Here is a 14,071-nt window from a genome sequence, read left to right on the forward strand (position 1 = left end):
ATGATGCGCAGCAAACTTTGGAGCTGGCTGCAAGTTGTTTATCTGATTATTTTTGCTATCCTGCTGTGGCATTTCACCAGGCAAGCTGGCAGTAGCCAAGACTTCTTGGTTTATATCCTTGCCCTACTCTTGGTATATGGCCTCTACGATTGGATGATAAGCCGTGCCCACCGTGCCGCCCTGCAAGCATTCCATAATAACCCTGCTGCCCGTCAATGGCTGGCTGAAAACTTGAGTGGCGTGCGTATTACCGATATCAAAGCTATCCGCTCCCGTTTTGGCCTCTCTTTACGTGATGCCGTTGCCGTGTTAGACGAATACCGGCAGCAAAAAAATTAAATGGCCGGGCGCCGCATTTGATACATTTGATGTCAAATAGCCTGCCTTGTGTTACCTGAAAATTTCCGGAGCAGCCGGTGCTCCTTTCGATACACCGGCCACAGCGGCATGCCGTCGGTTCATCAGCCAAAATTGGCATGCTACCAAACTAACCTTAATAGGAGATGCATCATCGCACAAGAACGCGAAGCACGGATCAACGGCGAAATTCACGCCAAAGAAGTGCGTTTAATCAGCGGCACGGGCGAGCAGCTCGGCGTCGTAACCGTGAAAGAAGCCCTGGCCATGGCCGAAGAGCAAGACGTGGATTTGGTGGAGATTTCCCCCACCGCCAAACCGCCTGTCTGCAAGCTGATGGACTACGGCAAATATAAATACGAGCAGTCGAAAAAACGCGACGAAGCCAAGAAAAAGCAGAAGCAGGTGCAGATTAAGGAAATCAAATTCCGCCCCGGCACCGACGAAGGCGATTATCAAATTAAAATGCGCAACGTTACCCGCTTCTTGGCCGATGGCGACAAAGTGAAAATTACCCTGCGTTTCCGCGGCCGCGAAATGGCGCACCAGCACTTGGGTGCGCAGCTGCTGGAACGTGTGAAGGCCGATTTGGCCGAAGTGGCCGCTGTGGAACAGTTCCCGAAAATGGAAGGCCGTCAGATGGTGATGATGGTTGCGCCCAAGAAGAAGTAACCGTATAATTCGCCGTTTTCCGCTCCGCCGCACGCGGGAAACGGCTTCAATGTTGTGTGTGCGGCATAAAACCGTGGTTTCGGGTATTAAGCGCGGCCTGTTGCAGGCAGCCTCCCGATGCCTAATCCGATAAACCAATGGAGTTTTCCCATGCCTAAAATGAAAACCAAATCCAGTGCGAAGAAACGCTTCAAAGTGCTGGGCAACGGTGGCATCAAACGCGCCCACGCGTTCAAACGCCACATCCTCACCAAAAAAACCACTAAGAACAAACGCCAGCTGCGCGGTACCGCTATGGTGAACGAGCGCGACGTGGCTTCTGTTCACAAAATGTTGCCCTACGCTTAAAGGAGTCTGAAATATGCCACGCGTAAAACGCGGTGTAACCGCACGTGCCCGTCATAAAAAAGTATTAGTTCTGGCCAAAGGTTATCGCGGCCGTCGTAAAAATGTCTACCGTGTTGCCAAACAGGCGGTGATGAAGGCAGGCCAATATGCCTACCGCGACCGCCGTCAGCGCAAACGCCAGTTCCGTCAACTGTGGATTGCCCGTATCAACGCCGGTGCCCGCCAGCACGGCCTGTCTTACAGCAAATTCATGAACGGCCTGAAACGCGCCGCTATCGAGCTGGACCGCAAAGTATTGGCCGACTTGGCCGTATTCGACAAAGCTGCTTTCGCGCAGCTGGTTGAAAAAGCCAAAGCCGCTTTGGCCTAATGCCTGATTAGAAAATCGGTCGGAGTCTTCCGGCCGATTTTTTATTGTGCTGGAAGTGTAGGAGGGCTCTTAGGCTTTTAGTTTCGCAGACACTTGGCCTTGGCTTATACCAAACCGCGACTCCGCCTCGCTGAAGAAACCGTTTTCAGGTAGCCTTTGGGTGGCGGCCGGCAAAACGAATTGTCCAAAGCCGACCGACAGCGTATAATTGACCCCCCTTTATCTGGGGGCGACCTTGGTTTCGACGGGGGTTGCGAAGCAGATGCGGGCATACCGGGGTCTCAGATTTCCCGTAAAACACTGAATTTAAATAGTCGCAAACGACGAAACTTTCGCATTGGCCGCCTAAGGCCTGCCGTTGCAGCAGTTGGTCAATGGGCTGTGTAGCGTAAGCTACTGCAACGTCATTCTACATTGACTGGTTTCCCGTCGGGTTACTTGGCGGGAAATGAGATTTAAGGTAACTGGCTCCCAAACAGCCTGTCTGTCGGCGGAATGGGGGTGAGATTTTAAGTTGGCAAGACTAAGTATGTAGAACGCTTTGTAGAGGGCTTCCGGACGGGGGTTCGATTCCCCCCGCCTCCACCAATACCCAAAATCCTAACCCTCATCGGTTGGGATTTTTTTGCCTGTTCCCCTAGTGTTGGTGCGGTTTTCGGGCCTGGCCTTGCGAGCGCCACCCCTGCAAAGTCGGTGTTTTTGCCCCCCACCGGCGCCTCTCTGTTCTCCGTTTTCTCTGGTGGCCACGCGAGCGTTCTCGAGACCATTTCCTTTGCTGGCGCGGGTTTAGAGGCGATCGGTTGTGGTTGGCAGCTCCTGTAGCGGTGGCGACCGAGTGCCAAGCGGTCACAAAAAAACCGCCCGCAGGCGGTTGCTGGCGCTGGGTGCAACGCGCTCACCCGGGTAGCGCGAGCACACGCCCCAGGCGTTGGGCTAGGGGCGGTGCTCTTCTCCAGCACGGCATCGGGTGAACCAACCAGCCGTTCCACGACTTCCGGGGTCAGGAGCGTCAGCCGCATGACCCGGCGCATCTGTGTTACGTCCATGCCTTCGGCCTCGGCGATCTCCCCACCGACGCGGCCCGCTGCTCATCCAGCAGGCGTTGCCAGTGTTGTGCCAGTCCGAGCGCCCGCATCAACGCGGTGTCCTGATCCGCGCACGCGGCAGCGCTGCCATCGGCCAGAAGGTATTCGTGCGTGATGACGTCATCGAAGGCGGCGCACCCAGCCTAGCGATGTTTTCCACACATGGGCGACAGAAAGACTGCTGCCAGAGCTGCCCGCCTGCAGTGTGATCGTGATGGACAACGCCTCCCTCCGCAAGCGGCAGGACACGCTGGATGCGTTACAGGCTGGGAGACATACGGTGCTGTGGTTTCCGCCCTATAGCCCGGATTTCAACCCGATAGAGAAGACATGGGCATGGATCAAACGGTTGAGGAAACAATGGCGGTTGGCCGATGTGAATGCCCTGCTGTTTTGGTTCTTTACTCTCGTTACTCTTTATTAGCAATTTGACTATAGATGATCAATCGTCCAGTTTCGGAACGTCCCAGTCCGCCGGGCGCGCTTCGCCGGTCTGGTAGAACTGCTTCACCAGCTTCACGTATTCCAGAAAATCCCGGTTCTCTGTGGCCAGTCGATTGGCCATGTCCCAATCGATTTCGTCACGCTCGCGGGCCGGTATCAGAACCTGACTGTCGGCAGGGTTGTCCACGTCCAGCTTGATGAAACCGATGCCGTGGGCGGCGAACAACATCCGCAGTTCCTTTAGAGTATCGGTGCCGCCGATTTCCGCCGTCACCAGATAGCCAAAGTTGGCCCACGAAGAATTCGACACTGCCTGAAAAAAAACACTCGCGCACGTTCGAACGGTTGATCAACAGCTTGGCCTCGAACGACCACAACTTGGTACGCTTGTCGGAATACTGGTTGACGCAGTCCCGCACCTCCTGATGCCAGTCCGCACCCAAGTCTTCCATGCCAACCACGTCCGGGTAAAGCCAGCGGTTCCCGTTCGGGCCGCGCTTATTCGATGAACGCTTCTCATCGATGTGCTTGGAGAATACGCCAAACTCCTCCCACAGGTATTGCGACAGCAGCGGGTACAGCGCGTGCTCGTCAATTTTCAAAATACTCGCATCTGCAGTCGTCGATGTCCCCTCGCTTTCGGCAGCCGCCACTTCGGCGCTGTCCGAACGCTCCGAAAAGTAGTAACGGCGCGGCCGTCCTTCTGTCGTTTTGAGTCCCGGATGCTTCGTTTGCATACGCGGGCGCTGCGAGCTGATTTCTGCAACTAGCTGCTGCACCAAATCCGCATCGGATTTTATGTAGTCGCCACGGCTGTTAGCACGCTTTTCCTGGCACTCATCCGGGTATGAAGCGAACACCCACTCGGCGATCTGCCGTGCAGTGAATTTCTGCTCGGGCCGATCCTTCAGGTAGCCAATGACGGCCTTTGCAAGATTGAGTGTCATGTCTCCCCCTCTCAGAGCCGGAAAAGTTTCTTGATTTCGTTCTCTGCCGTTACCGGCATCTCATCTTTCTCATACTGACGAACATTGGCCACGATGGTTTTTGCTCGGGTGATCTCGTCGTTCACCCATTGAGCGTATGAAGAACTTGTATTCAGATTATCGATAACCGTGAAGAAATAGTCCTTCTGGTTTGTCTGAAACCAAAAGCTCAGGCTGCAGACCCATTTCTCCATCTCGAAGGAAGATCGAAACGGAAACCCTGCGGTCGCATTCCAATACTTGAACAACCGAATGGACGGCTTGATCAGCGACTTGTTCTCTTTGTTCTTTGCCTCAAGCGTTGCGTTGAAATCATTCGGGTTGGTCGTCATCCAACTGCCAGAGCCATCCGGAATCTGCAGCTCGCCGAGCCAGGTCGTAGTTGCGGGAACGAGGTCGAACTTGATGTGGTTCAGCTCCAGGACAATGGTCGGACTGGACTGGCGGATATCCGAAGATTTGTAGTACTTCTCGACAAAAGCCTTCAGCCGATTCAGATAAGTCTGAGGCGTGGCGTTGTTCTCGCTAAACACGATCATGTAATCAATATCCGAACGCTCATCCATAGAGCGCGGAAGAATCGTGCCTCGAGTCGACGAACCGAAGCGGAAGTGCTGCTTGATTACGCCACTGCTGAAATGCTGGCCAAGCCGGGTTTGCAACGTGGAGATCGATGTCGTGATCAACGACTGCTCAGCTGTGGAGAGCACGGCACCACTGGCCGTGTCCGTCAGAAAACTCAATACCGACATTCTGTCATTTCTCCTTATCTACTTTGTGGGTGGCTTCGCCTTCTTCGATCCCTTTGCGAGCTGCGACAAATGCGCGCCTTGGAATACTCGGGCTCTTCTGGTTCAGCTCATTGCGTGCAGAGGAAAGCGCCTTCAATCTCTCAGGAAGCTCGTCCAGCCGATCTGTCTCAAGCAGTTCGATCTCACGAAAAAAGCGGGCTTCATTTCGAAGAGCCAAGAACTGTCCGGCAGCTGCCCGCTGCATTGCAGCGCGCTCGTTCGGCTTGAGAAAGGTCATCAACCCCGTCAGCAGCGACGCCAGCAAGGTGAAGGCACTGGCCCACTCGGGTTGGCTTTTAACCAGAGTGGCACCTGCAATCGCACCAAGAGCGGTTGCAGGCACACCCAGCCAGTAGTTGCGCCGAACCCATGTATCTTCGGCGTTGAAATGCCCCTTGCTCGAATACAGGGCGTCTTCTTCCAGTCGCTCAGCCTCTCTGCAAAGCGCAGAAATCTTGGCTTGATCCTCTGGCGATGTCCCGGTCATCACGTCCTCCCGCACCAATTCGTTCTCATGCTGACGCTCCAGTCTGTGGCGGAGCCTTCGGCGGAATCGCGCCCTGCTGATAGGTCGCATCGAAAACGGTGTCCGTCAGCCAGCGCTTGAAGTTGGGGTTGTCGCTGAACTGCTTGAACAGTTCGGTGTGGTCGGACAGCAGCTCCAACACCACGCGGTTGAGCGCCTTGTCGTGCTCCAATTTGGCGTTCTGCTTGTCGGAGTTCGCCTGCGCGTTCTGGTAGGCCTTGTCCTGCGCCACCCGCGCCGGGATTTCCTCGGCGATGACCTTGCGGATCTTGTCCTCGTCCTTCCACTCGATGTTGCCGAAGAGGTCGTTGAAGGTCTTGATGATCGCGGAGAGCCTGTCTATATCGGCTTCGCCCATGCCGCCACCGCCATCCGGCGGCACTGGCTCGACGGTTGCGTCGGCATCGTCCATCGCCATCTTCAATGCCGCTTTGGCCTCAACCCGGTAGCTGTCCATATCGATGGTCTCCAGCACCCCCTTGGAGAGGTCTTCCTCCTTGGGCGCGGGCAGCTTGGGGATAAGGAAGTTCAGGAAGATCGACAGCTTCTCCCACATCGGGTGACCGTAACTCAGGATCGCGGCGAGGAAACCATAGCTGCGCACAAAGGCCTTCGCCTTCCCCTTGAACTTGACCTGATCGTCCTCGCCGAGCTGGCCGGTGTACTCGACCACGCACGCATCGAGGATCGGATCGAGTTTGTCCCGGTCTGCGCCGCTCAAGTAAAGTGTCACCAAGTCTTCCACCTGCTGCCAGCTATACACCTGCTGCCCGTCGAGTTCAGCCTTCAGGTCGTGCAGCTTGTTGGCGTCGGTTTCGCCGGTCTGTATGGTGGCGCGGTAGTAATCCTGGAACGCCGCCTTCACTGCCTCGGCGTTTTCGGCGAAGTCGAGTACGAAGGTGTCGTGCTTCTGTGGATGCGCCCGGTTCAGGCGTGACAGGGTCTGCACCGCCAGCACGCCCGCCAGCGGCTTGTCCACGTACATCGTGTGCAGCAAGGGTTCGTCAAAGCCGGTGACGAACTTGTTGGCAACGATCAGGAATCGATACGGGTCTTGCTTGAGATTGGCCGGAATGTCCTTGCTCGGAAACCCGTTGAGATCAGCCTCGGTCTTCTTCTGCCCGCCAATCTCGAAGTCGCCCGAGTACGCCACGATCGCCTTGTACGGGCTCTTGATCTGGGTGAGGTAGTCCGACACCTCGCGCCAGTAGTCAATGGCCCGCGCGATGCCGTTACACACGATCATCGCCCGCGCCTTGCCACCTATCTTCTGTTTACCCGCCACCTGCGCTATGAAGTGATCGACCATGATCTCGGCCTTGCGGCGGATGGCCTTGTCGTGCGATTCGACGTAGTGGCGAATCTTCTTCAGCGCCTTCACCTTGTCGAACTCCGGGTCGTCCGCCACCGTCTTGGCCACTTGGTAGAAGCTGTCGTAGGTGGTGTAGTTCTCCACTACATCGAGGATGAACTTCTCCTGGATGGCCTGCTTGGTGGTGTAGGTCAGTTCTTCGGGCGAGCGGAACTGCACCTTATCGCCGACAAGGGTCTTCTCGCCGAACAACTCCAGCGTCTTATTCTTGGGCGTGGCAGTGAACGCAAAGTAGCTGGCGTTGGCTAGAAGCTTGCGCGAGGCGATGCGCTTCTCGATTTCGGCATTGACCGCATCCTGCGTGCTGTCCTCTTCGAACGCCTCTTCGACAACCTTGCCGCCGAGGGCTTCGTGCATCCGTGCCGTGGTCTTGCCGCCTTGGCTGGAATGCGCTTCGTCGATCAACAGCGCGAAGCTCTTGCCAGAGAGGTCGCCCAGCTCATCAAGGATGAACGGGAATTTCTGCACCGTCGTGACGATGATCTTCTTGCCACGGCGCAGGTACTCACGCAGCTCCTGCGCGTTGTCGGAGTGGCCGAAGATCGCCGCCACGTGGTCGTACCCCTTGATGGTGCGGGCGATCTGTGTGTCCAACGCGCGCCGGTCGGTGATGACGATGATGGAGTCGAACTGCGCCGTCATCGGGTCGTCCTTGCGGCGCAGCTCCACCAATTGGTGCGCCAGCCAGGCAATCGTGTTGCTCTTGCCGCTGCCTGCCGAATGCTGGATCAAGTAGCGCTTGCCCACCCCATCGGTATGGGCACGGCGCAGCAGGGCGCGCACCGTACGCAGCTGATGGAAGCGCGGAAAGATCTGCTTGCGCTTTTTCTTCTTTTTGCCGCTGGCATCTGCTTCTTCCTCCATCACCACCTGCGCGTAGCTCTCGATGATGTTGGCCAGCGACTCGCGGGTCAGCACCTGCTTCCACAGGTAATCGGTCTTCAGACCATCCGGATTGGGCGGGTTGCCTGCGCCGCTGTTCCAGCCCTGGTTGAACGGCAAAAACCACGAGGCCTTGCCCTTCAGCTCAGTGCAAAACGCGGCCTCCGCGTCATCGACTGCGATGTGCGCCACACAACGCCCCAACTGGAACAACAGCTCCTGTGGGTTGCGCGTGGTTTGGTACTGGACGATGGCGTCGGCCAGGGTTTGCCTGGTCAACGAATTCTTCAACTCGAACGTCAGTACCGGCAGACCGTTGATGAAGATCACCAAATCCAGTTCGTTGCCGGAATCGTTGCTGTAGCGCACCTGCCGGGTGACGCTGAAGATGTTCTTGCCGAAGGCATCCGCTGCGGCGGCATTGCCCGGCGTGGGCAGCAGCTTGTAGAGATCGACGTGTACCGGGCCGTGGCTCACGCCCTTGCGCAGCACGTCCACCACGCCGCGTTTGGTGATCTCGCCCTGCAGCCGGTGCAGGAACTGGGTGCGCTTGATGCCCTCTGCCGCCAGTTCCAGCGTTTCTACCGCCTCGGGGCTTGTAGCCTGCAAGAAGGCCAGCAACTGCGCCACATCCAGCGCCACGTCGCGGTTGTAGTCGGTGGGCTTGCCTTGAACGTAGCCGTTGTGGGTGGCGGCGAAGTCCGTGGGAGCCAGTTCATGGCTGTACTCCGGCTGCGGCACGCCGGTCAAGCCGCGTACCACGCGCGCCTCGAACCAGCGCTCGCTGGTGTCAGTCTTCGCCATCGCCATCCTCCTCTTCGGTCACCTCTTCGTTTTCATCGCCCAGCGCGGAAAGCAGAGCGTCGTCCACCATGTCGTCCGGGCCGGGTTGCCAGCCGCGCACGTCCACTTGACCGGTGATCACATCGGCAATCAGGCGGTCGCGGTATTCGCGGATCAGGGCTATTTCCTTCTCGATCTCTCGGCGCACCGCTAGTTCTTCGTAGTAGAAGTCGGAAACTTCGCGTTGCAGATGCAGCGGCGGAACCGGAACCTTCTCTTTCAACAGCGAGCGCGGATTCAGTGGGCGATTGCGTCCCGCAGCGCCGCGTGAATGATGGTTGAGAATCAGATCGCCAGCCTTGCTCAAGAAGAACGTGTAGAGATACTCCGGCGTGACGGCATTACGTTTGCATTTGGCAATCGGGTAACGATGGGACGCAATGCACCCATCATCTTCGGCGCTGGCAACGGCCACCGCGCCTTCCCAAGCGAACTGGCCGCTGAATATCAAGTCGCCTTTCTCAATGCGGAAGAAAGTCGAATCCCCAAGGTGTTTCCCCTCGGTAGGCGGCTTGTGGAAAATACCGCGACCACGATTGAACATGCCAATCGGCGTGTAGGTCACTTCCGGCTCTCTGATGATGGGCGTCACCAAAAGCGAGACGACCCGATCAAGCCGAAGGTGTTGCGTTTCTGAAGATGCAATGGCCCGCTCTGCAAGAACGCCACGTTGCTCGGCCATCAGCGCGATCAACTCGCGCTTGGTCTTGATGAAGCGGGCGATGTGCGCGTCCTGCACCTGCAGGTAGGCGACGATCTGGTCTTGCTCGGGGCGCGGCGGCTGGATCAGCGCAATGTCGAGGAACTGGTTCGGGTACAAGCGTAGAAACCCAACTCCTACACCAGTAGAACGACGATGATATTCGGCGACGTAAGCATGTGTACGCAAAAGGTAATCAAGGTATTTTGAATTGAAGTCCTCTGACTTTCGCACTCGATATATGTCATACGCAGGGCTAACCAATCCAGAAAACTGTGTAGCAGCAACTCCCCCCATCCAAGCGCCAAGGGTCTTAACTACTATGTCCCCAACTTGGCAAATCCGGTATCCGGCATAGGTTGATGCTGTCATCATTCTTTTTTTTATGTGTTTACGAGGAAAAACACCATAAACATTGGAGACCGACAAAAGGTCTTCCTGCCCTGTGAACGACCTTTCATCAATTCGCAGTAAAAAGTGCTTGGCTCGCTGCTCGTTCCAGTGTTCCGGCATCGCGGGCAACCAGCGCATCTTCGGCTGCCGGTAGTTCGGGTATGTGCTCGCCACCGTCATTACACGCCCCCCACGATCTTGTGCAGCAACCCTTCGCTCTGCTGCTCCAGTGCGAGAATATCGGCGCGGATTTCGGCCAGCGTGCGCAGCGGCGCGGGCTTGTAGAAATAGCGGGCGAAGGAAATCTCGTAGCCGATCTGGGTCTTGTCCGTGGCGATCCAGGCGTCCGGTGCGTGCGGCAGCACTTCGTGGACGAAGAAGGCGTCGACTCCCCCCGGCTCCTTCAACGGCACCTGCTCGGTGTCGCGCAGCTCGCTGTCGGGTTCGTACTCGACCATGAAGCGATCTTTACCCACGGTTTCCAGGTACGCGCCGTCGAAGCCGGGTTCGAAATGTTCCCCTGCCTTGAGCTTGCTGCGGCGGGCGTAAACCGGCGGCGCGGTTTCGTCGCGCCAGCTCACTGCTTTGTAGATGGCTTTCTTCTCTGGCCCACCAAGCTTGTCGCCCTGCGACTTGAGCGCAGCATCGAAGCGGACGCGGAATTCGTTGTGGTCGTCGAAAACGGCACTGCCAAGTAGCCGCTGCGCCCGTTGCGCCACCTCAATCAGCCGCTTGTCGCGCTGCCATGTCGAGGCATCGAGCAACTTCTTGCGGCGCTTGGCGGGCACGGCCTTGCGGGCGACGGAGACTTCGTTGTCATCGCCACTGTCTTCGCCGTCGTCGTCTTCGTTCTCGTCCTCACCTTTTAGCCATGCCTCAATGGCGGGCTTGATTTTGGCGAAGTCGGTGTAAAGTGCTTCTCCATATTGCGCGTAGATTTCGCCACGCAGCACCTCATCGCCAGAGGCAAAACGCAGGGGGTCAATGCGCTCGTCCGAGAGCTGGCTTTTCAGGCGCAGCGGGCGCTCGACGGTGATCTTCCAGTAGCCGAAGTCCTGGGTGTCGAACCATTTCGACTCGGCGGTTTCCTGCGCCTCGCCGAGGTAGAGGTCGAGGATTCGCTGGATGTCACCAGCCGAGAGTTCGCAGTTCTTCTTGCCGAGGTTGCGACGCAGCGGCTGGAACCACTGCGATGCGTCGATCAACTGCACCTTGCCACGCCGCGCTTCGGCCTTCTTGTTGGCCAGAACCCAGATATAGGTAGCGATGCCGGTGTTGTAGAAGATGTTGAGCGGCAGGGCGATGATGGCCTCACACCAGTCGTTCTCCAGCACCCAGCGGCGGATGTTGCTCTCGCCCTGGCCTGCGTCGCCGGTAAACAGCGCGGAGCCGTTGTGCACCAGCGCAACGCGGCTGCCCAGCGGCGTGTTGTGCTTCATCTTTTGCAGCTTGTTCACCTGGAACATGAGCTGCCCGTCGCTTGAGCGGGTGATGAGCTTGAATTCGTTGTTGCCCGCGTGGCTGACAATGAAACGCGGGTCGTTGAATTCCTTCTTGCCGCCCATGCGCTCCAGATCGGTCTTCCAACTCTTGCCGTAGGGCGGGTTGGAGATCATGAAGTCGAATTCGCGGCTCCTGAACTGGTCGTTGGACAGGGTGGATTTGTCTGCGCCACCGACGATGTTCTCGGCCTCCGCGCCTTCGCCCTTCAAGAGCAGGTCGGCCTTACAAATAGCGTAGGTTTCGTCGCTGATCTCCTGCCCGAACAGGTGAATCGACACTTCCTTGCCGTGCTGCTCAGCCAGTTCATGTAGCACTTCCTCGGCCACGGTGAGCATGCCGCCGGTGCCGCAGGTGCCGTCGTAGAGCGAATAGGTGCTGGACTCGATCCGGTCGGCCACCGGCAGAAATAACAACTTGGCCATGAGCTGCACCACGTCGCGCGGGGTGAAGTGTTCGCCTGCCTCTTCGTTGTTGTCTTCGTTGAAGCGGCGGATCAGCTCTTCAAACACGGTGCCCATGCCGTGGTTGTCCAGCGCGGGCAGCTTGATGCGGCCGTCGGTATCCTTTACTGGCAGCGGCGCGAGATTGACCTCGGGGTCGAGGAAGTCGTCGATCAAGTAACCAAGGACGTGGGAATCCACCAGCTTCTGGATCTGGTTGCGGAAGTTGAACTTGGTGAGGATTTCCTGCACGTTGGGCGAAAAGCCGTCCAAATACGCAATGAAGTCATCGCGCAAGCGCTGGCCCTGGCTGCTTCCCTTGAGCTTGGCCAGCGTGAATTCCGAAACGTTGTAGAAGGCTTGGCCTGCTGCCATGCGCAGCGCGCCGTCCTGCTCGGCCACTTTGTGGATGTCCAGGAACCTCTTGCGCTCGAGCACCGCGTCTTTTGTCGCTTCGAGCACGGCATCGAGCCGCCGCAGCACGGTGAAGGGCAGGATGACGTCACGGTATTTGCCACGCACGTAAACGTCGCGCAGACGGTCGTCAGCGATGTTCCAGATGAAGTCGGATATCCACTTGATCTGGCTTTGGTCTTGTTGTCGCTTCTTCTGCATCGATACGTTCCTCAACTTGCCGCCGTGCCTGTGGAGACGGCAAGATCCCAATGTTCTGCGAGGACACCCACAAGACGTTTCTGGCGTTCGGCCAAAAGCGTGGGCGTCCACTCGTTTTCTGCTCTGACTTCCTGCGTCAACACGAAGGGAGAGGCCTTGCCTTTGCCCTTAAAGTAGGCGTCCTTCTTCTTGGCAAAGTCGTAGTTGCTGGCGGACGAGTTCTTGTTCCTATCCAGCGGAACCAGATTGGCCAGACGGTGCGTCCAGCCGTCGCGCTCGTCTTCATCCGGGAACCACTTGATCCAGTCCGAACCGTCGGGCGGGGTTTGCGGCAGAACGTGCTCCAGAGACACGGCATCTTGAAGCTGCACGCCGGGGGCGCGTACCAAGGACTCAAGGCGCAAGACCAGCGCCATCCGTGCCTTGGGCAGATCGTCGTACACGTTTCCATCGAGTGCCGCGACGAACTTGCGCTTTTGTGCGTCTGTCAGTGTCAGCGTGGTGAGCGCAGCCAGATCCCCCTTGAAGGCCTCCGGTTCAATTTCCTTGGTGAGCGCGGCGTAGATTTCGATGCGCTCGTTGATGCCCACTTTGGTGACCAGCAGAAAATAGGTCAGGCGTTCCAGTGCCTTGAAAAACTCTGCGAGCAATTTAGGCTGCTGCCGGAAGCGCTTGAAATAGACCAGTGCCGGGGGTACCCAGTCCTTGAAGTCCACGCGGTTGAGCCAAGACAGGTGTTCGTTGATCTTCTCAGCGTACTCGGTGGCCTCGAAGTCGGCATCGCGCACGAAGTTCCACACTTCGGCATAGGGTTTGATGACCTTGTCAACGAGGTCGATGGGGGTCTTGTACTCGGTGACGTGCTCCTTGAACTCCTTGACCAGTGTGGCCCGTTGCTTCTGCTTGGCGTAGATGCTGCGGATGTGGCCAAACAGGTCACCGAAGGCGTCGCGGCCCAGCTGGCTTTCGATCTCGCTCCACTTTTTCGAGTAGGTGTACGCCTTGTCTTCGCCGCCCATGCGGCGAATCGAGCCAAGCACTTCGGCCTTGAGGATGTCGATAGGCGCAAGGTCGAGCCCACGGTTGTTGAGCACGGAGAAGATGCGGTAGGCGGCTTCGAGGTCGGGGGTGGAGATAACGACCAGCGAGCTGTCGTTGGCGATGAATTTCCAAAGGGCGTTACGGTCATCTGGCGACAGCGCCTTGGCCTTTTCAAGCAGCAGCGTGGCGTTTTCGCGGTAACGCAGACGGCTGTCTTTCAGCTTATCGGTACTGGCAACCAGCTGGGCGATGCCACCCGGCTCCTGAATATGGGTGCGGAAGAAGTCGGCGTCTTCCTCGCGGGCGGTCAGGCGATACTCATTTTTCTCGCCAAGACTGAATTTGCCCTTTTTGTAGAGGAAGTCGGTGATGTCGTCTGCCGCGTCCGGCATCACGGTGCGCAACACGGCGAACAGCATTGTGAGCGTAGTCAGGCGTTGCTGGCCATCGACCACCGATGACTTCGGGTCCCGGTCGTTTTTAATCAGAACGATGCTGCCAAGGAAATATTGGCTGCCGCCCCCCGAGACCCGCGCGTCCTGCATCGCCGAATACAGATCATCGAACAGCTCTGTGACCTGCTGGGTTGTCCAGGCGTAGGGGCGCTGGTAGTCCGGAATCTCGAACTGGTAGCTGCCTTCAAAGATCTCCCTGATCAGTTTGTCGTGGGCTTCAAGTGTCTTGGCCATTGGTTCTCTCCTTT

Annotated in this window: 13 protein-coding genes and 1 other RNA gene; 6 read left to right on the forward strand and 8 right to left on the reverse strand. The window is 57.4% G+C overall.

Annotated features, from left to right (window positions below; genetic code table 11):
* From ELB75_RS03295 to ELB75_RS03330, 6 genes are all read left to right on the forward strand, one after another.
* The gene (locus ELB75_RS03295; RefSeq protein WP_126982702.1) at positions 1 to 339 is read left to right on the forward strand and encodes a hypothetical protein; all 339 of its coding nucleotides are present in this window, start codon (positions 1 to 3) and stop codon (positions 337 to 339) included.
* Between the two features lie 168 nt (positions 340 to 507).
* Entirely contained in the window at positions 508 to 1,029 is a 522-nt protein-coding gene (gene infC, locus ELB75_RS03300; protein WP_080674557.1) for a translation initiation factor IF-3, read from the forward strand.
* 150 nt (positions 1,030 to 1,179) lie between these two features.
* Positions 1,180 to 1,377, forward strand: a complete 198-nt coding sequence (gene rpmI / locus ELB75_RS03305) for a 50S ribosomal protein L35 (protein WP_003823953.1) — start codon at positions 1,180 to 1,182, stop codon at positions 1,375 to 1,377.
* 13 nt (positions 1,378 to 1,390) lie between these two features.
* Positions 1,391 to 1,747: a 50S ribosomal protein L20 gene (gene rplT / locus ELB75_RS03310; protein WP_023888029.1), complete on the forward strand. Its 357-nt coding sequence runs from the start codon at positions 1,391 to 1,393 to the stop codon at positions 1,745 to 1,747.
* A gap of 225 nt (positions 1,748 to 1,972) precedes the next feature.
* Positions 1,973 to 2,335, forward strand: a transfer-messenger RNA (tmRNA) gene (ssrA, locus tag ELB75_RS03315).
* A 711-nt stretch (positions 2,336 to 3,046) separates the two neighbouring features.
* Positions 3,047 to 3,256 carry a transposase gene (locus tag ELB75_RS03330; protein ID WP_126982703.1) on the forward strand — a complete coding sequence of 70 codons (210 nt, stop codon included), beginning with the start codon at positions 3,047 to 3,049 and terminating at the stop codon, positions 3,254 to 3,256.
* A gap of 18 nt (positions 3,257 to 3,274) precedes the next feature.
* On the opposite strand, the gene ELB75_RS12990 is transcribed toward ELB75_RS03330, so the two are convergent.
* The 8 genes from ELB75_RS12990 to ELB75_RS03365 are packed head-to-tail and all read right to left on the reverse strand — an operon-like array spanning position 3,275 to position 14,057.
* Positions 3,275 to 3,397, reverse strand: a complete 123-nt coding sequence (locus ELB75_RS12990; protein ID WP_277600827.1) for a hypothetical protein — start codon at positions 3,395 to 3,397, stop codon at positions 3,275 to 3,277.
* Between the two features lie 16 nt (positions 3,398 to 3,413).
* The gene (locus tag ELB75_RS03335; protein WP_206501483.1) at positions 3,414 to 4,223 is read right to left on the reverse strand and encodes a hypothetical protein; all 810 of its coding nucleotides are present in this window, start codon (positions 4,221 to 4,223) and stop codon (positions 3,414 to 3,416) included.
* A gap of 11 nt (positions 4,224 to 4,234) precedes the next feature.
* Positions 4,235 to 5,014 carry an SMODS domain-containing nucleotidyltransferase gene (locus ELB75_RS03340; RefSeq protein WP_126982704.1) on the reverse strand — a complete coding sequence of 260 codons (780 nt, stop codon included), beginning with the start codon at positions 5,012 to 5,014 and terminating at the stop codon, positions 4,235 to 4,237.
* A 4-nt stretch (positions 5,015 to 5,018) separates the two neighbouring features.
* Entirely contained in the window at positions 5,019 to 5,540 is a 522-nt protein-coding gene (locus ELB75_RS03345; RefSeq protein ID WP_126982705.1) for an SLATT domain-containing protein, read from the reverse strand.
* Positions 5,541 to 5,565: 25 nt separating this feature from the next.
* Positions 5,566 to 8,637 (reverse strand): type I restriction endonuclease subunit R, encoded by a 3,072-nt coding sequence (locus ELB75_RS03350; protein WP_126982706.1) that lies wholly within the window; start codon positions 8,635 to 8,637, stop codon positions 5,566 to 5,568.
* A complete protein-coding gene (locus tag ELB75_RS03355; RefSeq protein ID WP_206501484.1) occupies positions 8,624 to 9,907 on the reverse strand; it encodes a restriction endonuclease subunit S in 1,284 nt (427 codons plus the stop codon). The genes ELB75_RS03350 and ELB75_RS03355 overlap by 14 nt, the downstream gene beginning before the upstream one ends.
* Before the next feature lie 41 nt (positions 9,908 to 9,948).
* The gene (locus ELB75_RS03360) at positions 9,949 to 12,327 is read right to left on the reverse strand and encodes a type I restriction-modification system subunit M (RefSeq protein ID WP_126982708.1); all 2,379 of its coding nucleotides are present in this window, start codon (positions 12,325 to 12,327) and stop codon (positions 9,949 to 9,951) included.
* Positions 12,328 to 12,338: 11 nt separating this feature from the next.
* The gene (locus tag ELB75_RS03365; protein WP_126982709.1) at positions 12,339 to 14,057 is read right to left on the reverse strand and encodes a DUF262 domain-containing protein; all 1,719 of its coding nucleotides are present in this window, start codon (positions 14,055 to 14,057) and stop codon (positions 12,339 to 12,341) included.
* Positions 14,058 to 14,071: the final 14 nt, after the last annotated feature.

It is taken from the genome of Eikenella corrodens (genome assembly GCF_003990355.1).
In the GTDB taxonomy this organism is placed as follows: domain Bacteria; phylum Pseudomonadota; class Gammaproteobacteria; order Burkholderiales; family Neisseriaceae; genus Eikenella; species Eikenella corrodens_B.

Excerpts from the sequence above, each read along its gene's own strand:
- ELB75_RS03295 (WP_126982702.1), top strand. The coding sequence starts at position 1 with ATGATGCGCAGCAAACTTTGGAGCTGGCTGCAAGTTGTTTATCTGATT.
- rpmI (WP_003823953.1), top strand. The coding sequence starts at position 1,180 with ATGCCTAAAATGAAAACCAAATCCAGTGCGAAGAAACGCTTCAAAGTG.
- rplT (WP_023888029.1), top strand. The coding sequence starts at position 1,391 with ATGCCACGCGTAAAACGCGGTGTAACCGCACGTGCCCGTCATAAAAAA.
- ELB75_RS03330 (WP_126982703.1), top strand. The coding sequence starts at position 3,047 with ATGGACAACGCCTCCCTCCGCAAGCGGCAGGACACGCTGGATGCGTTA.
- ELB75_RS12990 (WP_277600827.1), bottom strand. The coding sequence starts at position 3,397 with ATGGCCAATCGACTGGCCACAGAGAACCGGGATTTTCTGGAATACGTG.
- ELB75_RS03335 (WP_206501483.1), bottom strand. The coding sequence starts at position 4,223 with ATGACACTCAATCTTGCAAAGGCCGTCATTGGCTACCTGAAGGATCGG.
- ELB75_RS03340 (WP_126982704.1), bottom strand. The coding sequence starts at position 5,014 with ATGTCGGTATTGAGTTTTCTGACGGACACGGCCAGTGGTGCCGTGCTC.
- ELB75_RS03345 (WP_126982705.1), bottom strand. The coding sequence starts at position 5,540 with ATGACCGGGACATCGCCAGAGGATCAAGCCAAGATTTCTGCGCTTTGC.
- ELB75_RS03350 (WP_126982706.1), bottom strand. The coding sequence starts at position 8,637 with ATGGCGAAGACTGACACCAGCGAGCGCTGGTTCGAGGCGCGCGTGGTA.
- ELB75_RS03355 (WP_206501484.1), bottom strand. The coding sequence starts at position 9,907 with ATGCGCTGGTTGCCCGCGATGCCGGAACACTGGAACGAGCAGCGAGCC.
- ELB75_RS03360 (WP_126982708.1), bottom strand. The coding sequence starts at position 12,327 with ATGCAGAAGAAGCGACAACAAGACCAAAGCCAGATCAAGTGGATATCC.
- ELB75_RS03365 (WP_126982709.1), bottom strand. The coding sequence starts at position 14,057 with ATGGCCAAGACACTTGAAGCCCACGACAAACTGATCAGGGAGATCTTT.